This is a genomic window from Sphingomonas faeni (genome assembly GCF_030817315.1).
GTDB classification, from domain to species: Bacteria; Pseudomonadota; Alphaproteobacteria; order Sphingomonadales; family Sphingomonadaceae; genus Sphingomonas; species Sphingomonas faeni_C.
Genome location: NZ_JAUSZF010000001.1, coordinates 2278021 through 2303757, shown reverse-complemented (window position 1 = coordinate 2303757; position 25737 = coordinate 2278021). Strand labels below are relative to the sequence as shown.

The following is a 25737-nucleotide window of genomic DNA, read 5'->3' as shown; positions in this document are numbered from 1 at the left end:
CCCGGCGGAGGCCGGGGCCCAGGTGGAAAGGTTGCGGTAACGAAGCGCACCCGTCGTTAGCGACGTCCCCCAACTGGACCCCGGCCTCCGCCGGGGAGGTGCTGAGTGGGTGGCCGCATGCTTCGACGTGTGATCTGACCCCAAAGAATTGTTCACCCGCGAAGGCGGGTGCCCAGACCGTGTCCCCACCTACGCACGGACACATGGAGACGACAGAATGACCTCCGATTTCACCTCCGCCCTCCGCCCGGCGTTCGTCATGACGATCCTGTTCGCGCTCCTGCTCGGGATCGTCTACCCCCTCGCCATGACCGGCATCGGGCAAGCCATCTTCCCAACCCAGGCGAACGGCAGCCTCGTCATGGCCAACGGCAAGGCGATCGGTTCGACCGTCGTCGGCCAGGCCTTCACCACCGATCGCTATTTCCAGACGCGCCCCTCCGCCGCCGGCAAGGGCTATGACGGCCTAGCCTCCTCCGGCTCCAACCTCGGCCCGACCAGCCAGGCACTCGTCGATCGCACCAAGGCCGACGTCGCCAAGCGCCGCGCGGAAGGCGTGACCGGGCCGCTCCCCGCCGATCTCGCCACCGCATCGGGTTCCGGCCTCGACCCCGATCTGTCGCCAGCCTCGGCCTATGCTCAAGTCATCCGCGTCGCGCGTACCCGCGGTCTGGCCGCAGACCGTGTCCGTGCGCTCGTAACCGCCAACGTCGATGGCCCGCTGCTGGGCATCCTCGGCGAGCCGCGTATCAACGTCCTCGCCTTGAACCGCGCGCTGGACGCGACGGGCGCACGTTGAACGACGACGGACGACCATCACCCGAAGCCCTCTTGCGACAGGCGTCGCAGGAGGGTCGCGGCCGTCTGAAGATCTTCCTCGGCGCCGCCCCCGGTGTCGGCAAAACCTATGAAATGCTCTCCGAAGGCGCCGAACGCCGCCGCGCCGGAGTCGATATCGTCATCGGCGTCGTCGAGACGCACGGCCGCGTCGAAACCGAAGCGCTCACCAGAGGCCACGAGATCGTCCCGCGCAAAGCGATCCCCTACGAAGGCCGCACGCTCGACGAAATGGACCTCGACGCCATCCTGGACCGCGCGCCCACGCTGGTCCTTGTCGACGAACTCGCCCACACCAACGCCCCCGGCAGCCGCCACCCGAAACGCTACCAGGACGTCGAGGAACTGCTGACCGCCGGCATCGACGTCTATTCGACGATCAACATCCAGCACATCGAGAGCCTCAACGACGTCGTCGCCTCGTTCACCCGCGTCCGCGTCCGCGAGACCGTCCCCGACAGCATCGTCGAGGCGGCGGAGATCGAGGTCGTCGATATACCGCCCGACGAACTGATCGAGCGGCTCAAGGCGGGCAAAGTCTATCTCCCCCAAGAGGCCACCCGAGCCCTCTCGCATTTCTTTTCCAAGTCGAACCTGTCCGCGCTACGCGAACTCGCGCTGCGTCGCGCCGCGCAAGCCGTCGATGCGCAGATGCTCGAACACGTCCGCGCGCTCGGCGTCGGCGGCACCTGGGCGGGTGGCGAGCGGATCGTCGTCGCAATCAGCGAACTGCCCGGCGCACTCGGCCTCGTCCGCGCCACCAAGCGGATCGCCGACGCGATGCACGCGCCATGGACGGCCGTGTATATCGAGACCCCGCGCGCGCAGACCTTCGGCGAGCCCGAGCACCGTCAGCTTGCCGCCGTCTTCAACTTGGCGACCCAACTCGGCGGCGACGTCGCTACCGTTCCCGCGACGTCGGTGGTCGACGGCTTGAAGACGTTCACCGCCGAGGCGCGCGCGACGCAGCTGGTGGTCGGTAAGTCGACCCGCTCGCGCTGGTTCGAACTCCGCCACGGCTCCGTCGTCGACCAGATGGTCCGCGAGACGCCGGGGATCGCCGTCCACGTTCTGCCGATGGAGGCGGGCACCGCCACCCTCAGCAAGCGCACGCACAGCGGCGGCTGGGGCAGCAAGGCGGGATATGCCTGGACGACAATGATGGTGGCCAGCGTCACCGGCATCGCGAGCGCGCTGTTCCACATCCTCAACCTCGGCAACGTCGCGCTGCTGTATCTGCTTCCGGTGATGGCCGCGGCGAGCCTGTTCGGCCTGCGCACCGGACTGTTCGCGGGGATCGCCTCGTCGATCGCATACAACTTCTTCTTCCTGCCGCCGACCGGCACGCTGACGATCAACAATCCCGAGAACGTGATCTCGATCCTAGTCCTGCTCGGCATCGCCTTCGTCACTAGCCAGCTCACGTCGCGGGTCCGCGCACAGGCCGATATCGCCGCCGCCAGCGCTCGCACCAACGCCTCGCTCGCCGGGTTTTTGCGCCAACTGACCTCGCTCAACGAGCCGGTCGCACTGGCGCGCGCGATCTGCGAGGAAATCGGCCGGTTGTTCGGCGTGCGCGCGGTGATCCTCGTCGCGGAGGATACCGGTCTCGCGGTGCAGGCGGCGAACGGCGCGGATTACCGGCTCGAGACGATAGAGATGGCGGCCGCGCAATGGGCCTATGACAGCGGCGTGCCGGCGGGTCGCGGGTCGGGCACGCTGGCGGCGTCGGAGTGGTTCTTCCAGCCATTGCGCTCGGGCGAGCGGACGCTGGCGGTACTCGGGCTCGCGCGTGAAGCAGGTGGCGATCCGGTACGGTCGGACCAGTTGCCGCTGCTGATGAGCCTGGTCGATCAGGCATCGCTTGTGCTTGAGCGCGCGCGGCTCGAGGTCGAGATGCGCGACGTCGACGCGGTGCGCGAACGCGATCGGTTGCGGCAGGCGTTGCTGTCATCGGTCAGCCACGACCTGCGCACGCCGTTGACGTCGGTGATGGCGGCTGCCGCCGAGCTGCACCGCGGCGTCACCCCCGAACTGATCGCGACGATCGAGAGCGAGGCGGCGCGGCTCAACCGGTTCGTCGGCAATCTGCTCGACATGGCGCGGGTCGAGGCTGGCGCGCTCCGGTTGCGACTGGAGCCGACCGACCTGACCGACGCCGTTGCGGGCGCGGTGCACGATACGAAGCGCGTGCTCGAAGGTCATGCGATCGAGCTCGACGTTGCGCCGAACCTGCCTTTGGTCCGCGTCGATCCGCAATTGCTCCACCATTGCCTGCTCAACCTGCTCGACAATGCCGGCCGCTATGCCGATCCCGGCACGCCGATCATCGTGCGTGCCGAGCACCGCTTCGGCATGCTCCGGCTGTCGGTGATCGACCAGGGGCCGGGCTTGCCGCCCGGCCGCGAGAACGAGGTGTTCGAGACGTTCCGCCGCCTCGAAGGCTCCGACCGCGCGATCGGCGGCACCGGCCTCGGACTTGCGATCGTCAAGGCCTTCGCCGAAGCAATGGAAATGACCGTTGAAGTCACCAACCGCGAAGACCTGACGGGCGCGCAGTTCAGCCTGTGCTTCCCCGTGGCCCTGCTCGTCCGCGACACCGATGGAGCGAATCTATGAGCGCGCAGACGGTCCTGATCGTCGATGACGAGCTGCACATCCGGCGGCTGTTGAAGAACACGCTGGAGCGCGCGGGGTACGGCGTCGAGGAAGCGGTCAACGCGCGCGAGGCTTTGCGGGTTGCGGCGAACCGGCCGTTGACCGCGGTGCTGCTCGACCTGGGGTTGCCGGATCGCGATGGGCTGGAGCTGGTACCGTTGCTGAAGAAGCTCGGCGATCCGATCATTCTCGTCGTGTCCGCGCGCGAGGCGACCGACCAGAAGGTGGCGGCGCTCGATCTCGGCGCGGAGGATTATGTGACCAAGCCGTTCGATACCGAGGAATTGCTCGCACGGTTGCGGGTGGCGTTGCGGGGGCGGGGCGAGGCTACATCGCGGCCGACGGTATTGCGTGCGCATGGGGTGGAGATCGATTTCGAGCACCGGCTCGTCCGGCGGGGGAACGAGGAAGCGCATCTGACGCGCAAGGAGTTCGATGTGCTGTCGGCGCTGGCGGCGCATCCTGGGCGGGTGGTGACGCACCAGCGGATTCTCGAGGCGGCGTGGCCGACCGATCACGACCGGCGGATCGAATATCTCCGCATCGTGGTGCGCAACCTGCGGCAGAAGCTGGAGGGGGCGGGGGGCGTCGGCACGGTCATCGCGAACGAGCTCGGGATTGGGTACCGGCTGCTCGTCGACGCTTAACGTGGCGAAAAAATGCTCAGCCCACCGTATTCGTCATCCCCGCGCAGGCGGGGACCCATATTGGCTGAACCCGCGATTGATTTGCACCCTTTGAGGATCTGGATCCCCGCCTGCGCGGGGATGACTAGAGTTGGACAAGATGACGGGCGCGTGGCGGAGCATCCGCAGCTCGGCGTAAGTACTACGCGAACACTATGGCTCCCCTGCGAAATCGATCTCGAACGCTTATGAGCAAGCGATAGCTCAAGCGTCGCATGACCGACGCTCGCCGCCTTCGCACCGACCTCAGCCTCCGCGCGAGCGGCGTCCTGGCGCTGACGATCGCCGCCACTGCGATCCACACGCTCGTCCGCCTCCACCCACAAACCGGCGCACTCGCATTCCTGCTCGCCGCCATCGGCTTCCTCTGCGCGAGTGCCGGCGCGATGCTGGTGATCGTCGGCAGCCATATCCACGACCGCGTCCAGGTCAGCGCTCGCTGGCAGCGCGCGGCGAGGTAGGGCGCGCCGGGGGCGGGACCTGTCGACGCGCGCGCGCGATGTCCTTATGCTACCGCGTTGCAGCATGATGACGAGGGAGCGCTCTGCATGATCGGTCGACGCGAAGTAATGACCGCGCTGGGTTTGTTGGGTGTCCTCCCGCAGGCCGCCGCGGCGATGCGTGCAGCGCCTGGCAAGGCCGAGCCCTTTTCGTGGGCGGCGCTGCAGCAGCGCGCCGCCACGCTGGCCACCAAGCCGTACCAGGCCCCCGCAAAGGTCGCCGCCGCCGCCGCGATCGATTACGACAAGGTCGGCAGCATCCGCTTCCGCGCCGACAAGACGCTGGCGGGCGGCATCCGCCTGTTTCCGCTCGGCCGCTATGCGCCGATGCCGGTCGCGATCAACGTCGTCGAGAACGGGCAGGCACGCCGCATCGCGTTCTCGCGCGATCTGTTCGAGGCTGAAGAGGGCCATGCCGCCGCGCTCGGCATCGCCGGGTTCCGCGCGATGGCGCCGGGTGGGACCAGCGACTGGATGGCGTTCCAGGGCGCGTCCTATTTCCGTACCGCCGGCTCGCAGGACCAATACGGCCTGTCCGCGCGCGGGCTTGCGATCAACACCGGGCTGCCCGGCCGCGAGGAATTTCCCGACTTCACCGAATTCTGGATCGAGCGGACCGGCACCGACGCCTACACGATCTACGCGCTGATGGACGGCGCCAGCGTTACCGGGGCGTACCGCTTCCAGTCGCGCCACGTCGCGGGCGCGGGGGTCGAGCAGCAGGTCTCGTCGGTCCTGAACATCCGTCGCGACATCGAACGGCTCGGCGTCGCGCCAGCGACCAGCATGTTCTGGTACGGTGAAGGCAACCGCGCCGCCGCGGTCGACTGGCGGCCGGAGATCCACGATTCGGACGGGCTCGCGCTGCTCACCGGCGCGGGCGAGCGCATCTGGCGGCCGCTCAACAACCCGCCGCACGATACGCTGGACAGCTTCGCGGATCAGGCGCCGAAGGGGTTCGGGCTGATCCAGCGCGATCGGAACTTCGATCACTATCAGGACGACGGCGCGTTCTACGATCGCCGGCCCAACCTGTGGATCCAGCCGCAGGGTGACTGGGGCAAGGGCGCGGTGATGCTCTACGCGTTCCCGACCAACAGCGAGACGGTGGATAACGTCGTCTCGTTCTGGACCCCGGCCGCTTCTGCAAAGGCAGGCCAGCGGTTGCAGTTCGATTACACGCTGTCGTGGAAATCGAGCGACCCGACCGCGGTTGCCAGCGCGGCGCATGTCGTCGATTGCTGGCAGGGTGTCGCCGGCCGACCGGGCGCAGAACCGGTCAAGGGCGCGCGAAAGCTCGTGGTCGACTTCATCGGCGACGGTCTTGCCGGGCTCGACCGACAGAGCGGCGTGACCGCTAAGATCGACGTCGTCCGCGGCAAGGTGCTTGCCAACGCGGCGTATCCCGTGGTCGGCCAGAAGAACCGCTGGCGGGTGACCGCCGACGTCGCGCCCGATGCGCAGGGCCCGGCCGACGTCAGGTTGTTCCTCACGCGCGGCGGTCGCGCACTCAGCGAAACCGTGCTGACGCCGATCTTCTGATGCCCGACCTTCCCGCCATGATGCCGAGCGAGTCGCCGATCGAGATGCTCCCGCAGCGCTTCGACGGGCCGCCGCCGCCCTGGTCCGCGCCCGAGCCGGGGCCGGGCATGGTCGTCTCGAACGACGATATGCTCGCGCGCCGGATCATCCTCATCCTGATGACCGGGCTGCTCGCCACCGCGGCATCGTCCGCGGTGCAGGAATCGCTGCTCGCCGACGGGCTGAGCCTGTGGGACGCGGTGTTGCTGGCGCTGTTCTTCCCGTTGTTCGCGTGGATCGCGTTCGGTTTCATGAACGCGGCGATCGGCTTCGTCCTGCTGATGACCGGCGGCCATCCGGGCTTCGTGCCGACGCCGCGCCAGTCCGAACCGCTGGAGGGTCGCACCGCGATCCTGATGCCGGTGCACAACGAGGACATCGACGCGGTGTTCGAGCGGATCGCCTGGATGGCGCGCGCGATCGCGGCTGGTGGCGTCGCCGACCGGTTCGATATCTTCATCCTGAGCGACTCGGGCGAAGCGGCGGAGGCGGCCGAGGTGGCCGCGTGGCAAAGGCTCGCTCCGACGCTCGACTGCGCGCTCTATTATCGGCGCCGGACCGTGAACGTCGGCCGCAAGCCGGGCAATGTCGCCGAGTGGATCCGGCGGTTCGGTGGCGGCTATCGCTACATGCTGATGCTCGACGCGGACAGCCTGATGGGCGGCAACACGATCATCGGCATGGCGCAGGTGCTCGAACGGCGGCCGGCGGTGGCGCTGCTCCAGACCGTGCCCGCGGTGATCAACGGCGTGACGTTCTTCCAGCGCTGGATGCAGTTCGCCAGCCGGCTTTACGGCCCGATCTCGACCGCGGGACTCGTCTGGTGGTCGGGCTCGGAGGCGACGTTCTGGGGGCACAACGCGATGATCCGGATCGAGGCGTTCGCGTCGAGTTGCGGCTTGCCCGATCTGCCGGGCCGCGCGCCGTTCGGCGGCGTCATCATGAGTCACGACATGGTCGAGGCGGCGCTGTTGCGGCGGCGCGGCTGGCGCGTCCACATGCTGATGACCGAAGAGACGTTCGAGGAATATCCGCCGACGCTGATCGACGCGGCGGTGCGCGATCGGCGTTGGGCGCAGGGGAATATCCAGCATCTGAGCTTGCTGACGTCGTCGGGGTTCCACTGGGTCAGTCGGCTGCAATTGCTAATGGGCGCGTCGGCGTTCATCACCTCGCCGGTGTGGCTGCTGATGATCGCGACGAGCGTGGTGCAGGCGCTGATCGGCGAGCGCAACATCGTCGAGGCGCAGACCTCGCTGCAAGTGCTGGTGGTCACGCTGCTGCTGCTGTTCGGGCCGAAGCTGCTGAGCATGATCTGGGCGATCTCGAATGCCGAGCGGCGCGAGGGGTTTGGCGGGCGGCGGGGGATCGTGCGGTCGGTGTTGGTCGACGTGCCGTTCTCGATGCTGTCTGCGCCGGTGATCGCGCTGACGCAGACGATGGATCTCGCGGGGATATTGATGGGGCGCAAGTCGGGCTGGGCACCGCAGAACCGCGACGCGCATGAGTTGTCGCTGGCGGACGTGATGCCGCGCTATCGCTGGCATGTCGGGGTGGGGGTGGCGCTGTTGCTGGTTACGCCGTTCGCGCCGATCACTGCGGCGTGGCTCGCGCCGGTGACCTTGGGGCTGTTGCTCAGCCCGTTCCTGACGATGCTGACGGCGAGCGAGAAGGCGGGGAAGTGGGCGGAGTCGCATGGGATGTTCGTCGAACCCGGCGAGCATGTGTCGGTGCTGTCGCGGCCTTCGCTGCCGGCGCACAGCGGCTGAAGATCCTCCCCTGGCAGGGGAGGTGGCAGTCCGAAGGACTGACGGAGGGGTTTCGCACTATCGAGAGGGTGTCACCCCTCCGTCTGGCAAGCGCCAGCCACCTCCCCTGTTAGGGGAGGATCACCTCGCCCGATGCCCGCTCAGCTCCGCCCCGGCATCCACCGCGAACCGCCGGTTCCAGATCGTCGCCGACGCCGACACCGCGGTCACTACCAGGAACGCCAGCGTGAAGTTCGCCAGCGCCGGCTGCGTTGCACCCGTGCCGAGCACCCCGACGTGCAGCGACGCCGCCCCTACGCAGATCCCTAGCGACAGCATCAGCTGCTGGAACGTCGCGTAGAAGCTGGTGGCGCTGCTCATCCGCGACGACGGTATTTCGTCATAGGCGATCGTGTTGTACGCCGAGAACTGGAACGACATGAAAAACCCCGAGATCATCAGCACGGCGAAGATGACGGGGATCGGCCAGTCGGGGCGGAACAGGCCGGCGACCGCATAGCCCGAGCTCGCGCACAGGCCGCCGACGATCAGGCTGTTGCGGAAGCCGAAGCGGCGCAGCACGCGCGGTGCGAGGCTCTTCATCATCAGCGAGCCGATCGCGCCGGCGATGGTGATCGCGCCGCTTGCCGCTGCGGTCATGCCGAAGCCCAATTGGAGCATCATCGGCAGCAGGAACGGCTGCGCGCCCTGCGTGATGCGAGTCAGCGATCCGCCGATCACCGATAGCCGGAACGTCGGGATACGCATCAGAGACAGATCGAGGATCGGGTCACTGCGATGCTTGGCATGGTGGATGTAGGCGACGCCTGCGACTAGCCCGACCGCAATCAGCACGACGGCCCGCGCGAGTTCGCCGGTGCGGCTCGTCATTTCGAACCCGAACAGCAGGCAGCCGAGCGACACGCCCGACAGGATGAAGCCGGGGACGTCGAAACGCGCCGGTTTGTCCTCGCGGACCTCGCCGATGTAGCGCGTCACCAGCACCACCCCGAGCAGCCCGATCGGTACGTTGAGGTAGAAGATCCAGCGCCAGTCGAGATAGGTGACGATCGCGCCGCCGACCGGTGGGCCCAGGATCGGGCCGATCAGCGCGGGCATGATCAGCCACGACATCGCCTGGACCATGTCCTCCTTGGCGACGCTGCGGAGCAGGACGAGGCGGCCGATCGGGATCATCATCGCGCCGCCGAGCCCTTGCAGGAAGCGGGCAAACATCATGAACGGCAGGCTCGTCGCCTGGCCGCACAGCATCGATCCGCCGACGAAGATCAGGATCGCCGCGCGGAAGATCGTGCGCGAGCCGAACCGGTCCGCGAGGCGACCGCTCGCCGGGATGAAGATCGCCAGCGCCAGCAGATACGAGGTCAGCGCCGAGCTCATGCTGGTCGCCGGCACGCCGAAATCGCGCGCCATCGTCGGCAACGCGGTCGCGAGCACGGTCGAGTCCATCTGCTCCATGAACAGCGCGCAGGCGATGATCAGCGCGGTGACGCGGTAGTTGCTCGGGGTGTGCGGCAGCGCATCCGGGTCCTTCGCCACCCGCGCGATGGTATCGGCGGCGGGCATGATGCCGTCGCGGATTTCGCTGTTGATCGACGCCAGCCCGCGGCGACGCAGCCTCAAGTCTGCCAACCCCCGCCGAGCGCCTTGAAGACGTCGACCTGGCGGTCGACCAGCAACGCATCGGACGCGGCGAGGTTCGCCTGCGCGGTTGTCAGCGCGGCCTGTGCGGTCAGCAGCGAGAGGAAATCGGTGCGGCCGAACCGGTAGAGCGTGCCGGCCTGATCCGCGGCGCGCGCGGCGCTGGACTGCGCACGGCGGAGCGCGGCGTTGCGATCGCCTTCGCGGGCATAGGCGGACAGTGCGGTCTCGGTCTGGCGGAGGGCTTCCAGCGTGGTCGAATCGAACTGGGCGAGCGCCTGGTCGGCGGTCGCGCCGGCCTGCGCGATCTGCGCGCGGACGACGACGCGGTTGGGGAAGCTCCAGCTGATCAACGGCCCGAGCCCGAGATGGAATGCGTTGGTCGAGCCGAGCGACGAGACCGGTCCGGTGAACCCGGCCGATCCGCCGAGGCTGACTTGTGGGTAGAGGTTGGCGGTCGCGATGCCGATCCGCGCGGTCGCGGCGGCGAGCGAGCGCTCGGCACCGCGAATATCGGGGCGGCGGCGGATCAGCGCGCTGCCGTCGCCGATCGGCAGCGGACGGTTCAGCGCGGGCGGCTTTGCGCAGGTGGCGACGTCCTTGGGATAGTCGGCAGGCGCGCGGCCCATCAGCGTGGCGAGCCGGTAGAGCGCGGCAGTGCGCGTCGCGACCTGCGACGGGATCAGCGCCTCGCTCTGGTCGACCGCGGTTCTTGCGCGCGTCACGTCGAACGCGGTGCCGCGGCCGCCGCGTTGCAGGCGCTGGGTGACGTCGAGCGTCTGGCGTTGCAGCGTGAGGATCCGGGTGTTCGCGGCGAGCACCATGTTGGCGGTGCAGGCGGCGGCATAGCTGCGCGCGGTTTCCGCGGCGACGGTGACGCGGACGTTGTCGCGCGCGGCGGCGACGGCCTCCGCATCGCCTTGGGCCGCCTCGATCCCGCGGCGGATGCGGCCGGAGAGGTCGAGCGGGTAGGCGAGCGTGATGCCGAGGTTGTAGTCGAGCGTACCGGGGAGATTGCCGCCGGTCGTATAGGGCCGGTCGAGCGAGGTGTCGCCGCCGAGCATTGTCGACAGCGTGCGGCCAGCGGCGACTTCGGCGACCACCGCATCGGCGCGGCGCAGGTTCGCGTCGGCGGCGCGCAGGTCGGTGTTGGCGGCGAGCGCTTCGGTGACGAAGCCGTCGAGGCGGGGGTCGCCGTAGAGCTGCCACCAGTGATCGGGGAGCGGGGTGTCGACGAACGCCTTTTCGTGGCCGCTGTCGAACTTGCCTCGCGCGGACAGGCGGTTGACGGCAGCGGACTCGGGGAGCGCGTAGTTCGGGCCGGCGGTGGTGCAGGCGGCGAGCGCGAGGGCGCAGGCAGCCGCAACTGCCCCCCTCCCCGGAAGGGAGGGGTTGGGGGTGGGTTGGTCGGCTCGTGGCACCACGGTTCGGATTTGCGGAAGCCGACCCACCCCCGGCCCCTCCCTTTCAGGGAGGGGGGAAGAGGGCGCGCTGCTGAGCGAAGCGTGGCGGGTATGTGCTCGCATCACGCCGTCGTCCCCGCCGCGACCCTTGGTTCGACCGTTACCGTCGCGGTGCGGCCAACGATCAGTTGCACCCCCTTCGGCACTTGCGTCAGCTTCACCCGCACCGGGATGCGCTGCGCCAGGCGCACCCAGTTGAAGGTCGGGTTCACGTTCGGCAGCAGGTTCGTCGTGTTCGTCCGCTCGCTGTCGTTGATCCCCGCGGCGATGCTGTCGACGCGGCCGTGCAGCGCCTGCGGTTCGCCCATCAGGTGGACGATCACCGGGTCTCCGAGATGGATGCTGCCGAGTTTGGTTTCCTCGAAATAGCCCTCGACGCGCAGCGAGTCGGTGTCGACCAACGCCATCGCCTGTGCGCCGGTCGCGATGTAGTCGCCCGGGTGGAGATCGAGGTTGGTGACGATCCCGTGCACCGTCGCGCGCACCGTCGTGCGGGCGAGGTTGAGCGCGGCGGTCGAGCGTGCGCTCTGTGCTTGCGCCAGCGCTGCCGATGCTGTCGCGACACGCGCGACGTTCTGCTCGTGCGTCTCCTTCGCCACCAGATCGCCGAGCGCGAGATCGCGCTGCGCTTCGCGGCGGGCCTGGAGCAGCGTCGCACGGGCGCTCGCGATCGAGGCGTCCGACTGCGCCAGCGTCAGTTCGAAGCGCGGGCGATCGACCACGAACAGTACGTCGCCGGGCTTCACCGCCTGGTTGTCGTGCACCGCGACCCGCGTGACGAGGCCGGCGACGTCGGGCGTCACGCGGACGATGTCGGCGCGGATATGCCCGTCGCGCGTCCACGGATCGGTCTCGTACCGCTTCCACAGCCACAGCGCGACCAGCACCGCGAGCGCGACGATGATAAGCGTAACGGCCGAGCGACCCAGCGGAGCGAACAGCGATTTGAGGCGGGAAGAGGTCATGCGGAAGGTCCGGTCAGCAGGGCGAGCAGCCCGAGGATGAGGATGAACAGCGCGAGGTCGACGAGCGGTCGATACGTGACGGCGCGATAAGCGCCGACGAACGCCAGCAGCCGCGTTGCGATGCCGGTGAGGATGACGGCAGCGACTGCGAGCAGCAGGATACTCGGCAGATATACCCCGCCGATCGAAATTTCGCCGGTCATGCGGCTGCTCCATATGCTGGTGCGGAGTAAGGAGGCGCTTGCGGGAACAGGTTGCGGCGTAGCGAAGTGAGGGCGAGCACGGCCGTGCGGCGGCGATCGGGCATGCTGGTCGCAAAACCGGTCATCGCGGCGTCGATTCCGGCGAGCAGATCGGGTTCGGGTGGCGCGGGTTCATCGGGACGCAACGCACGATAATGGGCGCCGACACCACGCAGGACAGGGGTAATCGCCGCAGCGTCGTCGACCGAGCCGTCTATTCGCAACTGCTTGAGTTCACCAACCGCGACGCCGACGCGCAGGTCGGTCAGCGCGTCGAGCAGGGGCTTGCCGGGATCCTCGCCTTGCAAGGCGAGGCGAGGCGCGAGCAGGCCGATGCGGTCGAGCATCGTCGCAATCCAGCCTGCAGCATCGGGGCGACGCGCCGAATCGCTGCGCGCCGCCAGCTCGCGCCAGCCGGCGCGGATCAGTCGCCGTGCGCTAGTGTCCGCGCCGATCGTCTGGAACAGCCCGACGGTAACCACCGCGAACAACGTGCCGATCAACTGCGCAATCGCGCCGTTTAAGAATGCGTCGAAACTGCCGCCGAACCGGTCGTTGAGGCCGACCGTATTTAGCGCGCCGAGCAAGGCGCCTAGCGTCACGAGCAACGTTGCCGGCCGCGCGAGATACATCCCACCAATCAGCATCGGCGGTGCGAGGACGGCGGCCAGCGTCACGAAATCTGTCACGCGCGGCAGGATCGCGAAGGCATAGACCGCGGACACGACCAGCCCCAGGATCGTGCCGTAGAAGAACGCCTTGATCGCCGGGGCCGGATTGTCACTGTTGCCGAACAGCGCGCAACAGACGCCCGCAATAAGCACTGCGCCGGCTCCGTCCGCCCACCCGGTACCGATCCAGAAGACGCAGCCGAGCAGGATTGTTGCAACGGTGCCGGCTGCGGCGCGAAGTGCGATACCCCGGTCGCGGTGAAGAGGTCGCTTGGCGATCCGGGCAAGCAGTCGTGCGACCGCGGGCGTGACCGGCGCGCGCGACGGCGAGCGCATCTGGTCGCGCAGGTCGCGTGCGTTGCGGTGCGCGTCGACCAGTTCGCCAAGTCGCGCGAGCAGGCTGAGCCGCAACGCATCGCGCCAGATCAGCGTGTCACCCATCACCGGCTCGAGGACGCGGGCGCGTTCAATCAGTGCGTCCGCGGTCGGACCTCGCTCCGCCACGGGCGGCGGATCGCGCAACCATTCGCGGACGTCCTCGATCAGCGCGAGCGCCTCGGGGCGGGGAGCATCGGCACCGCGCTTCAGCTCGACGATCCGGTCGTCGACTGCGCTCGCCAACGGCAGCAGCATCGACAATTCCGCCTGCAGCGCACGAAGCGTCCGCGTGCGGGGAAGCAGGCGCGCGGTGTCGAACGGGAGGTGGATCGACAGCTGGTGAAGCTCGTTGATGTCAAGCGCGAGCCGCCGACGATCGCGGTCGAGTGCGGCATCGGATGCGCCGGCGAGCGAATCGCGGGACCAGCGCTCGGCATCGGCCAGGATCGCGTCAATCCGCGCGAGCAGCGTTGCGGTCACGGTCTGCGGAAAGACGAACCCGTGGATCAGGCTTCCGCAGAGAATGCCTATCGTGATCTCCTGCACGCGCAGGGCGGCGATCGTGAACACCGCGCCGGGCGTCGTGACCGCGGGAAATCCGATGATGCTCGCGGTATAGCCCGCCAGCAGGAACAAATACGCACGCGGTGTTCGGTCGAGCAGCGAGATATATAGGCACAGCCCCAACCACAGCGCGAGGCCGAGCGAGAGAAGCTCCGGTGCGTTGACCAAATTGGGGACCAGCACGACGGCCGCAACTCCGCCGAGGACCGTCCCCGCGACGCGGAACACAGCCTTCGACAGCACCGCACCCGCGAGCGGCTGCGCTACGATGTACGACGTCGTCACCGCCCAATAGGGCCGCGTCAGCCCGATCCGGAGCGCGATATAATAAGCCAGTATCGCAGCAACGAAGCATTTAACGGAGAAGAGCGCTTCCTTCCCACCGAACCGGGTGAAGTTCATCGCCCGCGATCCGCCGAAAACCGCGCACCGAGATGCTCCGCGACGCGTAGCGCGGTGGCAAGGTCTTCGTCGGTAACGCCATCGAGCATATCATGGCGCAGCGTGCCGAACTTTGCCTCGATCGTCGAGACGAGCGTGCGGCCACGCTCGGTCAAACGGATACGGCTGACGCGCGCATCGGCTGTATCGCGGTGGCGCTCGACCAGACTGGCAGCGACCATCTGATCGATCGAGCGGACTAGCGAGGCCTGCGTCACGTCGAGCTTGTTGGCGAGATCGGTCTGGCGCACATCGTCGCCGAGTCGCCCGACCTGGACAAGCGCCCATCCCGTCGATGCGGACACGGACATGTCACTGAGCGCCCGATCACCTGCTTGGCGCCACATGCGGGCGAGCGGCAGGAGGGTGCGTGCGTAGGAAGCTTCGAGGAAGGAACGATAGGAAGTCATTAGCGTGCTAAGTAATGGCGTTTAATTGTGCTGCAATGCGGAATTCGTAGATGAAAAATAAGTTAGGAAAGGCTGGCGACTAACGTAGTGCCGCTCTGTTTGGCTCTGGATCCTGACTTTCGTTAGGATGACGGGATGAGCAGTTGGAACGGATCAGTCGAGCAACGCGAGGATTTCAGCGGCGATCTCGGCGGGCAGTCGCGAACCACCGTCCGCCACGGTCGAAACAGTCGCCCACCGCCCAAGCAGCCCCGCCTGCGCCATCGCCGCGTAGTTCGTCCGCACACGGTCTTGCAGCCCGGTATCCGCCTCATACGCATCAAACGCATCGTCGGTGTACGACCGCTTGCGCTTCTTCAGGATCAGTCCGCGGGCGATGGCGGCAGGCGTATCGAGATACACCGACAGGTCGGGCTTGGGCAGCGCGAAAGACCCCGTCTCCAGGTCGGCGATCCACGCCATCATCGCGTCCGCCTCGTCCGCCGGGACCTGCGCCGCCTGATACGCCATGTTCGAGGCGATGTAGCGATCGAACACCACGATTTCGTTCGCCGCCATCGTCGCCAGCAGGTGATCGCGCGACTCCATCCGGTCGAGCGCGTACAGCACCGCCGCTGCTTTCGGCGACGTGCCGCGCGGGAGCGTCCCCGCCAGCATCGCGCCGAGCGCCCAGCCGCCGACCGTCTCGGTATAGCGCGGGAACGACACGACGTCGGCGGTGCGGCCGGCGGCGCGCAACTGCTCGACGACCAATGCCGAAGCGGTGGCCTTGCCCGCGCCGTCGGCGCCTTCGATTGCCAGGAGGAAGCTCATGGCGTCTGCCCTAGCAAGGCGGGGGCCCCTAGCAAGCCTTACCGGCTCACCAAAGCCTGCAAATCGATCAGCCCGCGCAGAAGCGAGGTGCCGCCCGGAGAGGCGATGTAGCGCGGCGTCCAGTTCGGGCGGAATTTCTCCTTATAGGCGCGCAGGCCGGCAAACCCGTAGAACCGCTCGCCGTGGCGGAACAGGAACGCGGCGACCTTCGACCAAGTCGGCGACAGCCGTCGCGCCTCGATTCCCGACAACGGCGCCATCCCCAGCGAGAAATTGCGATAGCCGTGTTCGTGCCCCCACAGCATCAGCCGCGTGAACAGAAAGTCCATGCCACCCTGCGGCATCGACTCGGCGTGGCGCATCAGGTCGACCGACAGCTCCTGCTTGTTCGGCGTGCCCCAGACATTGGCGAAAGCGACAATGCGGCCATCGATCCGCACCACCGCGCAGTCGAACTTCGCCATATACCCCGGCTCGAACCGGCCGACGCTGAACCGCTTCTCGGCGTGGTTCTTGTCGGCCAGCCACCAGTCGGAGATCGCGTGCAATTCGGGCATGATCGCGGGCATCTCGGCGGCGGGGACGACCGCGAACTCGGCGCCGGCCCGCTCGGCGACGCGGCTCGCCTTGCGCACGCTGCGCATGTCGGGCGTGTCGAGCGTGAAGCCTTCCAGCTCGACGGTGGCTTCCTCGCCGTATTTGACGAGCTTCAACCCCATCTCGATCGCGTTCGGGACGATCCTGAGGCCGATCTGGTACAGCAGCAGCCGACCTTGCGCAGCGTCGGCACGCGCGCGGATCGCCCAGAGGAGTTCGGACCACGCTTCAGCAGGGCCGACCGGATCGCCGATCACGATCCAGCTCGCGCCCTTCACCTGGTACATCAGGAACGCGTCGCCACTGTCCGACACCAGGAACCGCTTGTCGCCGGTGAAGGCCAGCATAGCATCGGTGCGGTCGGCATGCGCGAGCGCCGCGTCGGCGACGTCGCGCGGCAGTTCGTCGTGGACCATCGGCACGGGCGCGGCCGCGAAGAGCCGCCAGATCGCCGCGCCGATCAGCAACAGCCCGACCGCCAGGCTGGTGCGCAGGAAGCGCGAGGGGTTCGCGTCTGTCTCGAACCGCCACCACAGATCACTCGAATAGCCGACATGGCGATAGGCGAAGAAGCCGATCAACACCGACAGGCCGATCGCGGCGCCGACGCCAACCAGCCATTCGGGCGACAGCGGCTCCGCGGTCAGCCGTGTCCGGCGATAGAAGGCCGCCCGCGTCCATTGCAGCGCGGCGGCGGTTAGTACGAGCACGGTCGCCTCCTCGTAATCGAGGCCCTTGGCGATCGACAGCAGCGTCCCCGTGACCAGCAGCAGCCGCGCCGCCCAGAACGCGCCGTCGAGCCGCCGGTACAGCCCGAGCGCGACGAACAGCAGCATGACGCCGACGAGGCTCGCCGCGACATGCGCCATCTCGCTGATCGGCAGCGGCAGGACGCCCGCCAGCACGTCCATCCGGCCCGGCGCGGCGGGCAGCGCGCCCGAGACGAGCAGCATCGCGCCGCACAGGAAGACCAGCACGCCCAGCAGCAACGGCGCCAGCGGCAGCGCGATCGCCAGTGGATCGGTGCCGCGACGCTCCTGTCCGGCGGTGCGGTCGCGACGGCGCCATTGCCGGCCCTCGTGGAACGCGAGCAACACCGCCGCCAGGATCAGCGGCGCGACGTAATAGATGATGCGATAGGCGAGCAGGGCCGCGAGGATGGTCGCGTTGTTCTGCGGCATGGTTGCGATGATCACCGCCTCGAACACGCCGAGCCCGCCCGGCACATGGCTGATCAACGCGACCACGATCGCCACCGCATAGCCGAGGAACAGCACCGGATAGAGATCGGGCGAGGCACCCGGCAACAGCACGAACAGCGCTGCGCTCGCCGCGGCGAGGTCGACCGTCGAGACCAGCACGAGCGCCAGCGCCTGCCGTGCATCGGGCAAGGGCAGGCGCCAGCCGAACAGCCCGATCGCCCCGCCGCGGCGATAGCGCAGGACGATCGCCAGCATCGCCAGCGGGATCGCGATGCCGATCGACCGCTCCAGCAGCGGCGGCATGGTCCAGCGGACGATCGGCAACATGCCCGGATGCAGCGCCATCGACAGGCAGGCGACGGTGATCACGCCCGCCCAGAACGTCACGCCGGCGATCAGGACGACGCGCGCGACGGCGGCTTCGTCGAGGCCCGCGCGACTGTAGACCCGGTAGCGCGCAGAGCCGCCGGTCAGCATCGCGAGGCCGAGATTGTGGCTGATCGTGTAGCTGGTGAACGAGGCGACCGCCGCGGTGCGCCACGGCAGCGGGTGGCCGATCACCCGGAGCGCGATCGTGTCGTAGAAGGTGAGCGCGATGTAGCTGACGACCGTCAGCGCGATCGACGCGGACAATTCGGGCCAGCCGAGCGCCGCGAACGCCGCGAGGACCTCCGACAGGCGGATCTCCGCGGTGAGCTTGTGGATCGCCGCGAAGCCGAGCACCGCGACCACCAGCACCGCGAGCGCGATCAGCGTGCCGCGGCGATGTGCGATCCAGTCGCGGATTCGGGCCCAGTCGCGGATCCTGGTCACGCGCGTCAACCGCGTCGCCACGTCTGCGTCTTGCACAGGAAGCCGCCGATCACGCACCCCTTCACGTCGATCGTGTCCGCGTCGACCAGCGTCAGCGTCGATCCGAAGGTGCGGCCCATGTCGGGCACGAAGATCTGCCCGGACCATCGGTTGCGACCGTTCGGACGGTATTCGCGGAGCAACGCGGTGCCGATCAGCTTCGGGGTGCCGCCATCGCGCGCGTCGGCCTGCGCCTCGTCGTCGGCGCGGACGACCCAGCCACAGAGTTTGCTGCCGCCGGTCTCGTCGGGGCAGGCACCGGTCTTCACCGCCACGCTGTTCTTCGGATTATGCCAGACGCCTTCCAGCGGGAAAGCCGGAGCGGGGGAAGCGGGAGCGGGGCTGCCCGCGGCCATCGCGAGCGCCATCAGTGCAGCAACCATCGGTCGATCCTCAATCCGCGAATACGAACCGCGATAGCACGTCGTAGAGCGCATCGGCGTCGCGGTGAAGCGGGTGTCCGCCGGGCAGGGCGACCCGCCGTGCATTGGCCTGGGTCAGCAACGGACACAGGCTCTCGGCCTCCTCGACGCCCTGCACGCACAGCAGCGGCGTCCAGGTGAGACGGCGTGCGGTCGGCAGCGCATCGGTGGTCGGCGTCCAGTAATCGAACACTTCGTTCGGGGACGCGCGGAACTGGACGGTGTTCTCGGGCACGATCAGCGCCAACTTCGCAATCTTCGCGCGCAATTGGGGGGCGAGGTCGACCAGCCCGACGTGCAGCATGTCCGCGCCGAACGACTGGCCGATCAGCACGACCCGGTCGGTCTGCCCGAACCGCAGCGCCCGTTGTTCGGCGCGCGCGATCAGCGTCGTGATGTCCGCCGGCGTCCGCGTCTTGCGCAGATAGGTGAGCGTGTTGACCGCGACCACCGGCACGCCGTCCGCAGCCAGCCGCCGCGCGATCTGCGGCGCCATGCCGATCTTGTAGCCGAGATCGCCGGTCAGCAGCACCGCGGCGAACGGGCGGCGGGACTTTGCCGGGGTCGTGATGGCGGGGACGTCGGTGAACAGCGGGCCACCGAAATAGCCGAGCCAGGCCATCAAACCGGTCGCGCCGATTGCGAGCACGGCAAAAGCGAGCAACGATCGTCGAAACCACGTCATTCGCAACCGATTGCACGCCTTTGAATGATCGACAAATGGAGCAAGGGTGACGTTTTCGTCATTCTGCTGCTCCCCTCCCTGAAAGGGAGGGGCTGGGGGTGGGTCGGCCAGCTTGTGTTGCAGCGGTCCGATATGCGGAAGCCAACTTACCCCCGAACCTCCCCTCCCTGGCAGAGAAGAGAATCATCTCTCAGGTGGGATCGTGCGCCAGCCGCTCGTGATGCCGGATCACCTCGTCGATGATGAAGCGGAGGAATTTTTCCGAAAACTCCGGGTCGAGCTGCGCCTCCGCCGCCAGATGCCGCAATCGGGCGATCTGGCGTTCCTCGCGGCCGGGATCGGCGGCCGGCAGGCCGTGCGTCGCCTTGTGCCGGCCGACCGCCTGGGTCACCTTGAAGCGCTCGGCGAGCATGTGGATCAGCGCCGCATCGATATTGTCGATGCTCTGGCGGTATCCGGTCAACAGGTCGTCAGCCACCTACCTACCCTTTCCTTGGTTCGGCGCGCCTTTTGCGGGGCCGCGGCCGGATCGGCAAGGTGTCGCACGGCAGACTGGGGCAGGCCGGGGCACGCCGAGGGTCGGCAAGGGTTGCTTTGCAGGGGCATAGGCGGCAGAGGCACGGGCAGATGAGCGCTACCGTCCACCGCCTCGACACCCTTCGTCCCAATCCCGAGTCACAGCCCTCGCTGGACCCGATGGTCAAGCTCGTCACCGGCGATATGGACCAGGTCAACGCGGTGATCCGCGGCCGGATGCAGTCCGAGATACCGCTGATCCCCGAACTCGCCGGTCACCTGATCGCGGGCGGCGGCAAGCGGATGCGGCCGATGCTGACGCTCGCGAGCGCGCAACTGATCGATTACAGCGGTACGCAGCACCACCTGCTCGCCGCCGCGGTCGAATTCATCCACACCGCGACTTTGCTCCACGACGACGTCGTCGACGGATCGGACCTGCGCCGCGGCAAGCGCACCGCCAACATCATCTGGGGCAACCCGGCAAGCGTGCTGGTCGGCGATTTCCTGTTCAGCCGCAGCTTCGAACTGATGGTCGAGGCGGGCAGCCTCAAGGCGCTGAAGATCCTGTCCTCGACCAGCGCTGTGATCGCCGAGGGCGAGGTGAACCAGCTCACCGCCGCGCGCCGCGTCGATCTCGGCGAGGAGCGCTATCTCGATATCATCGGCGCGAAGACCGCCGCGCTGTTCGCCGCGGCCTGCCGGATTTCGGCTGTCGTCGCCGAGCGCCCGGAAGCCGAGGAGGCCGCGCTCGACGCCTATGGCCGCAACCTCGGCATCGCGTTCCAGCTGGTCGACGATGCGATCGACTATGTCTCGGACGCGGACACGATGGGCAAGGACGCGGGTGACGATTTCCGCGAAGGGAAAATGACGCTCCCGGTGATCCTGGCTTACGCACGCGGCTCGGCCGAGGATCGGGCGTTCTGGAAGGATGCGGTCGAAGGACGCCGCGACAGCGACGCCGACCTGCAACACGCGGTCCGCCTGATCCGCTCGACCCGCGCGATCGACGACACGTTCGCGAGGGCCCGCCATTACGGCCAGCGCGCGATCGACTCGATCGGCGGCTTTGCCAATGGCGACGCCAAGGACGCGATGGTCGAGGCCGTCGAGTTCGCGGTAGCGCGCGCTTACTGAGGACCTAGAGGACCGGCGATCCGGTCTGCGGTAGCGCGGGTTCGACGGCTTCCGGCTTCTTGCCGAACAGCGCGCGGTCCGCGGGGCCGAACGCGTATTTCCACAGGATGTAGAGATAGGTCGCGGCGATCGCGGGTTCGCCGATCGCGAGTTCGACCCATTCGTAGCGCTTGGGCAATGCGGTGAACGCGCCGCCGACGACGATCGCGGCGCCGGCTGCCCAGACCAGCGGCCAGCGCCACGGCGAGACCTTCGCACCGAGCAGATGGCCGAGCAGCTTCGCCTTGATGATCGAGGTCACGCCCACCGATAGCATCAGTGCGATCGCCGGGCCTGCCGCCTGGTAATTGACCGGATAGCCGAGCGCGCGGATCGTGAAGATCAGCGCGAAGCTGAGCCCGACCTGGAACGCGAGCATCGCCGCGGAGATCATCAGGTTACGGTGGCGGGCGATGTAGACGAGCGCGGATTCGCTGACCGCGCCGGTCGAGGCGAGCACTTCGGCAGTCAGCAGGAACGCGAGCGCGGCGGTGCCGGCGACGAACTGCGGCCCGACCACGCCCATCACCGCTTCGCCGGGGATCGAGCCCATCAGCGCAAGTCCGCCTTGCGCAGCCATGATCCAGAATGCGACCTGACGCACTTGGTTGGCGATCGCCGCGCGGTCGTTGATCGCGAGGCTGTGGGTGATGACGGGCCCGAGGATCGGGTCGAAGCTGGTCTTGAGCTTCTGCGGCAGGCTCGCGACCTGTTGCGCCATGTAATAGATGCCGACGATCTTGGGCTCGAACATCACGCCGAGGATGAAGCGGTCGACGTTGCGGCTGCCCCATTCGAGGATGTCCGCACCGGCGAGCGGCACGTTGGCGCGGGCGAGCGCATAGAGCGAGCGGAGTTGCGGCGACCAGCCGCGCGGGATGCCATAGCTGCGGAGGAAGGGCACGAGGCTGGCGATCAGCGCCGCGGTCATCGACGCGACGTAGCTGAGCACGAGGCCGTCGCGGATCGTGAAATAGGAGAACGCCCAGGCGGCGATCGAGATCGTCCACGGCTCGACCACCGCGCGGGCGGTGACCGCTGCCTTGACGTTGAGGCGGTATGCGAGCGCGGCGAGGCTGACGTCGGACCAGGCGACCGCGACGATGATCAGCGGCAGGAATCGGTCGAGGCCGGTGATCGCGCTGTTCGGATACATGATCTGCGGGAACGTACAGAGGACCGCACTGGCGATGAGCGACGCCACGAAGGCGACCGCCATCGCGTCCCAGACCACGTTGGCATGGGGGCGGTCGGCGCTGCTGAGCGCCTGGGCGAGGCCGCGTTTCAGGCCGAGCGTCGCCAGCAAGGCCGCGAGTTCGACGACCACGACCGCGATGGCGAACCGGCCGACGAGGTCAGGTCCGTAGATGCGGCCGGCGATGAACAGAAACGGGATGCGCGCGGCTAGGCGGAGGACGAAGCCGGCGATGTTGGTCCGACCGCCCTTGGCGAGCGTGTCGATATCCTGCGTGGCCTCGGTCACGCTTCCCCCCTCCCGGAAAGGGAGGGGTAGGGGGTGGGTCGGCCCGTGAGGTTCGGTTGCGCCTGCCTCAGGCCGACCCACCCCCGGCCCCTCCCTTCCAGGGAGGGGGGAAGGTTTTCGGGCATCGACTGGCTCAATGCGCGGCGCCCCAGCTGAGGCCGGTGCCGATCTCGATGCCGAGGGGTACGTCGAGCGTCACCGCGGGCTGCGCGGCATTGGCCATGACCTGCTCGATCACGGGCTTGGCTGCCTCGACGTCCCCTTCCGGCAACTCGAACACGAGTTCGTCGTGAACCTGGAGGAGCATGCGAACGTTCGGGAGGCCGGCTTCGAGCAACGCGGGGCCCATGCGGACCATCGCGCGCTTGATGATGTCGGCGCTCGTGCCCTGGATCGGGGCGTTTATGGCTGCGCGTTCGGCACCCTGGCGTTCGTGCTGGATCTTCGAACGGATTCTCGGGAAGTGGGTTTTTCGGCCGAACAACGTGGTGGTGTAGCCGGTCGCGCGGACGCTCTCCGTCGTCTCGACGATGTAGGTCGAAATGCCGGGGAAGCGGTCGAAATAGCGGTCGATCATTGCCTGCGCTTCGTCAGCGGACACGTCGAGGCGTCCGGCGAGGCCCCAGCGCGAGATGCCGTAGAGGATCGCGAAGTTGATCGTCTTCGCGCGGCCGCGTGTGTCGCGGTTGACCTCGCCGAACAGTTCCTGCGCGGTGAGGCTGTGGATGTCGTCGCCGTCCGCGAACGCCGCCTTCAGCGCGGGGACATTGGCCATGTGCGCGGCCAAGCGCAGCTCGATCTGCGAGTAATCGGCGGCGAGAATGACATTGCCGGGTTCCGCCACGAACGCGTCGCGGATCTGGCGGCCGATCTCGGTGCGGATCGGGATGTTCTGCAGGTTCGGATCGGTCGACGACAGGCGGCCAGTCTGCGCGCCGGTGAGGCTGTACGACGTGTGGACGCGGCCCGTCGCCGGGTTGATCTGCGCCTGTAAAGCGTCGGTGTAGGTCGATTTCAACTTCGACAGCTGGCGCCAGTCGAGCACTTTTCGCGCGATGACCGCGCCGGGCGAATCCTTGTCGGCGGCGATCCGTTCGAGTTCGTTGACGTCGGTCGAATAGACGCCCGACTTGCCCTTTCGGCCGCCCTTGATGCCCATCTTCTCGAACAGCACGTCGCCAAGCTGCTTGGGGCTGCCGATCGTGAACGGCGCGCCGGCGAGCGCGTGGATTTCGGTTTCCAGGCTCGCCATCTGGCCGGCGAACTCGGTCGAGAGCTTCGACAGTTTCGCGGCGTCGACCTTGATCCCATGCATCTCCATTTGCGCGATGACGGGCACGAGCGGGCGGTCGACCATCTCGTAGACGCGGGTCGAGCCTTCCGCGGGAAGGCGGCGCTTGAAGCGGCGCCACAGGCGAAGCGTCACGTCGGCGTCCTCGGCGGCGTAGCGGGTGGCGGCCTTGAGGTCGATTTCGTCGAAGGTGCGCTGCGTCTTGCCGGTGCCGACGACGTCCTTGAACGCGATGCAGCTGTGCGAGAGGTGTGTTGCCGCGAGTTCGTCCATACCGTGGCCGTGCAGGCCGGCGTCGAGATCGAAGCTCATCACGATCGTGTCGTCGAACGGGTCGATCTGCACGCCGCCGGTGGGCGCGTAGGCGCGGCCGAGGACGATCATGTCGTATTTGAGGTTGTGGCCGATCTTCAGGACGTTCGGATCCTCCAGCAACGGCTTCAGTCTTGCGAGCACGAGCGCGCGATCGAGCTGGACCGGGTTTTCCGCGAGCAAATCCGTGCCGCCATGCGCAATAGGTACGTAACAGGCGAGGTTCGGATGCAGCGCCATGCTGATCCCGACGAGATCCGCGCGGGTCGCGTCGATGCCAGTCGTCTCGGTATCGATGGCGATCCAGCCCTGGTGCTTGGCCACGGTGATCCAGCGATCGAGTGCGGCTTCGTCGACCACGGTCTCGTAGTCGTCGTGCTTGCACGGCTCGTCGTCGTCCATGTCGGCGACGACGGGCGACTCGGCGACCGGCACGTCGGCGACCGCGGAGAGCTTGGCGAGCAGCGACTTGAAGCCGTGATGCTCGAGGAATGCACGCAGCGGCGCGTCTGGAATGCCCTTGAGTTCGAGATCCTCCAGCGGTTCGGGCAGCGCGACATCGCATTTGAGCGAGACCAGCACCTTGGATAGCCGTGCCATCTCGGCATGCTCGATCAGATTGTCGCGGAGCTTGCCTTTCTTCATGCCGTCGGCGGCGGCGAGTACGGCTTCGAGATCGCCGTGTTCGAGGATCAGTTTCGCCGCGGTCTTGGGGCCGACGCCGGGCACGCCGGGGACGTTGTCGACGCTGTCGCCCATCAGCGCGAGCACGTCGCCGAGTTGCGCGGGGGTGACGCCGTGGAATTTCTCCGCGACATGCTCCGCGCCGAGCCGGCGGTTGTTCATTGTGTCGTACATGTCGAGCCCGGGCTCGATGAGCTGCATCAGGTCCTTGTCGGAACTGACGATCGTGACTTCCCAGCCCTGCGCGAGCGCGGCCTTCGAATAGCAGGCGATGATGTCGTCGGCTTCGAGTCCTTCGGTCTCGATGCAGGGGAGGCTGAACGCGCGCGTGGCGTCGCGGATCATCGGGAACTGCGGGACGAGGTCCTCGGGCGGGGGTGGACGCTGCGCCTTGTACTTGTCGTAGAGATCGTTGCGGAAGGTCTTCGACGACTTGTCGAGGATGACCGCCATGTGTGTAGGGCCGTCGGCGGCGTGGACCTCGTCCGCGAGCTTCCACAACATCGTCGTGTAGCCATAGACCGCGCCGACCGGCTCGCCATGCTTGTTGGTGAGCGGCGGCAGCCGGTGATAGGCGCGGAAGATATAGCCGGAGCCGTCGACGAGATAGAGATGGGGCATCGCGCGCGGTCTAGCGGATGCGGGGGCCCGGACCAATGGGCGAAGCGTGGTTGTTGGGTATCAGGTGGAGAGAAAAGCGGTGGGGGGATGGCCCGCGCTCGAACCGCCCTGAGAGATGGCACCACCCCGGCGGAGGCCGGGGCCCAGTTGGGGGACAGTTATAACGAAGCGACGTACGTCGTTACTGCAACCTTTCCAACTGGGCCCCGGCCTTCGCCGGGGTGGTGCAGTGGTCAGGGTGAACGCTACTTTGTTCTCCCGCGAAGGCGGGAGC

The 25737-nt window shown here is 67.6% G+C and carries 20 protein-coding genes; 7 read left to right on the top strand and 13 right to left on the bottom strand.

What is annotated here, in order from left to right; translation table 11 throughout:
• Positions 1 to 217 precede the first annotated feature (217 nt).
• The 6 genes from kdpC to mdoH all read left to right on the top strand — a co-directional run bounded on the left by kdpC (position 218) and on the right by mdoH (position 8031).
• Positions 218 to 799 carry a potassium-transporting ATPase subunit KdpC gene (gene kdpC, locus QFZ54_RS10630; protein ID WP_307086973.1) on the top strand — a complete coding sequence of 194 codons (582 nt, stop codon included), beginning with the start codon at positions 218 to 220 and terminating at the stop codon, positions 797 to 799.
• Positions 796 to 3456, top strand: coding sequence for a sensor histidine kinase (locus QFZ54_RS10625; RefSeq protein WP_307086972.1), 2661 nt, complete (start codon positions 796 to 798; stop codon positions 3454 to 3456). The genes kdpC and QFZ54_RS10625 overlap by 4 nt, the downstream gene beginning before the upstream one ends.
• Complete coding sequence (locus QFZ54_RS10620; protein WP_307086971.1) at positions 3453 to 4142, top strand: response regulator transcription factor; 690 nt, start codon at positions 3453 to 3455, stop codon at positions 4140 to 4142. The genes QFZ54_RS10625 and QFZ54_RS10620 overlap by 4 nt, the downstream gene beginning before the upstream one ends.
• 254 nt (positions 4143 to 4396) lie before the next feature.
• Positions 4397 to 4642 carry a hypothetical protein gene (locus QFZ54_RS10615; RefSeq protein WP_307086970.1) on the top strand — a complete coding sequence of 82 codons (246 nt, stop codon included), beginning with the start codon at positions 4397 to 4399 and terminating at the stop codon, positions 4640 to 4642.
• Between the two features lie 87 nt (positions 4643 to 4729).
• Positions 4730 to 6223: a glucan biosynthesis protein gene (locus tag QFZ54_RS10610; protein ID WP_307086969.1), complete on the top strand. Its 1494-nt coding sequence runs from the start codon at positions 4730 to 4732 to the stop codon at positions 6221 to 6223.
• The gene (mdoH, locus tag QFZ54_RS10605; protein ID WP_307086968.1) at positions 6223 to 8031 is read left to right on the top strand and encodes a glucans biosynthesis glucosyltransferase MdoH; all 1809 of its coding nucleotides are present in this window, start codon (positions 6223 to 6225) and stop codon (positions 8029 to 8031) included. Before QFZ54_RS10610 ends, mdoH begins: the two co-directional genes overlap by 1 nt.
• A 120-nt stretch (positions 8032 to 8151) precedes the next feature.
• Here the strand turns inward: mdoH and QFZ54_RS10600 are convergent, their stop codons facing one another.
• From QFZ54_RS10600 to QFZ54_RS10550, 11 genes are all read right to left on the bottom strand, one after another.
• Positions 8152 to 9654, bottom strand: a complete 1503-nt coding sequence (locus tag QFZ54_RS10600) for a DHA2 family efflux MFS transporter permease subunit (protein WP_307086967.1) — start codon at positions 9652 to 9654, stop codon at positions 8152 to 8154.
• On the bottom strand, positions 9651 to 11093 hold the full coding sequence (locus tag QFZ54_RS10595) for an efflux transporter outer membrane subunit (protein ID WP_307086966.1): 1443 nt from the start codon (positions 11091 to 11093) through the stop codon (positions 9651 to 9653). The genes QFZ54_RS10600 and QFZ54_RS10595 overlap by 4 nt, the downstream gene beginning before the upstream one ends.
• A 104-nt stretch (positions 11094 to 11197) precedes the next feature.
• Entirely contained in the window at positions 11198 to 12100 is a 903-nt protein-coding gene (locus QFZ54_RS10590; RefSeq protein ID WP_307086965.1) for an efflux RND transporter periplasmic adaptor subunit, read from the bottom strand.
• Positions 12097 to 12303 carry a DUF1656 domain-containing protein gene (locus QFZ54_RS10585; protein ID WP_307086964.1) on the bottom strand — a complete coding sequence of 69 codons (207 nt, stop codon included), beginning with the start codon at positions 12301 to 12303 and terminating at the stop codon, positions 12097 to 12099. Before QFZ54_RS10585 ends, QFZ54_RS10590 begins: the two co-directional genes overlap by 4 nt.
• Positions 12300 to 14357 carry an FUSC family protein gene (locus QFZ54_RS10580; RefSeq protein WP_307086963.1) on the bottom strand — a complete coding sequence of 686 codons (2058 nt, stop codon included), beginning with the start codon at positions 14355 to 14357 and terminating at the stop codon, positions 12300 to 12302. The genes QFZ54_RS10585 and QFZ54_RS10580 overlap by 4 nt, the downstream gene beginning before the upstream one ends.
• Positions 14354 to 14707, bottom strand: a complete 354-nt coding sequence (locus QFZ54_RS10575; RefSeq protein ID WP_307086962.1) for a MarR family winged helix-turn-helix transcriptional regulator — start codon at positions 14705 to 14707, stop codon at positions 14354 to 14356. Before QFZ54_RS10575 ends, QFZ54_RS10580 begins: the two co-directional genes overlap by 4 nt.
• 252 nt (positions 14708 to 14959) lie before the next feature.
• A complete protein-coding gene (locus tag QFZ54_RS10570) occupies positions 14960 to 15619 on the bottom strand; it encodes a thymidylate kinase (protein ID WP_307086961.1) in 660 nt (219 codons plus the stop codon).
• Positions 15620 to 15657: 38 nt separating this feature from the next.
• On the bottom strand, positions 15658 to 18252 hold the full coding sequence (gene mprF, locus QFZ54_RS10565) for a bifunctional lysylphosphatidylglycerol flippase/synthetase MprF (protein WP_307086960.1): 2595 nt from the start codon (positions 18250 to 18252) through the stop codon (positions 15658 to 15660).
• Positions 18237 to 18653, bottom strand: a complete 417-nt coding sequence (locus QFZ54_RS10560; protein ID WP_307086959.1) for a DUF2147 domain-containing protein — start codon at positions 18651 to 18653, stop codon at positions 18237 to 18239. The genes mprF and QFZ54_RS10560 overlap by 16 nt, the downstream gene beginning before the upstream one ends.
• 10 nt (positions 18654 to 18663) lie before the next feature.
• Positions 18664 to 19356, bottom strand: a complete 693-nt coding sequence (locus tag QFZ54_RS10555; RefSeq protein ID WP_307086958.1) for an AcvB/VirJ family lysyl-phosphatidylglycerol hydrolase — start codon at positions 19354 to 19356, stop codon at positions 18664 to 18666.
• A 211-nt stretch (positions 19357 to 19567) separates the two neighbouring features.
• Positions 19568 to 19855, bottom strand: coding sequence for a chorismate mutase (locus tag QFZ54_RS10550; RefSeq protein WP_307086957.1), 288 nt, complete (start codon positions 19853 to 19855; stop codon positions 19568 to 19570).
• 149 nt (positions 19856 to 20004) lie between these two features.
• Here QFZ54_RS10550 and QFZ54_RS10545 point away from each other — a divergent pair, with 149 nt between their 5' ends.
• Complete coding sequence (locus QFZ54_RS10545) at positions 20005 to 21033, top strand: polyprenyl synthetase family protein (RefSeq protein ID WP_307086956.1); 1029 nt, start codon at positions 20005 to 20007, stop codon at positions 21031 to 21033.
• A 4-nt stretch (positions 21034 to 21037) separates the two neighbouring features.
• Here the strand turns inward: QFZ54_RS10545 and QFZ54_RS10540 are convergent, their stop codons facing one another.
• Together QFZ54_RS10540 and polA are read right to left on the bottom strand one after the other, a co-directional pair.
• Entirely contained in the window at positions 21038 to 22555 is a 1518-nt protein-coding gene (locus tag QFZ54_RS10540; RefSeq protein WP_307086955.1) for a lipopolysaccharide biosynthesis protein, read from the bottom strand.
• A gap of 133 nt (positions 22556 to 22688) precedes the next feature.
• On the bottom strand, positions 22689 to 25463 hold the full coding sequence (gene polA / locus QFZ54_RS10535; protein WP_307086954.1) for a DNA polymerase I: 2775 nt from the start codon (positions 25461 to 25463) through the stop codon (positions 22689 to 22691).
• Positions 25464 to 25737 lie beyond the last annotated feature (274 nt).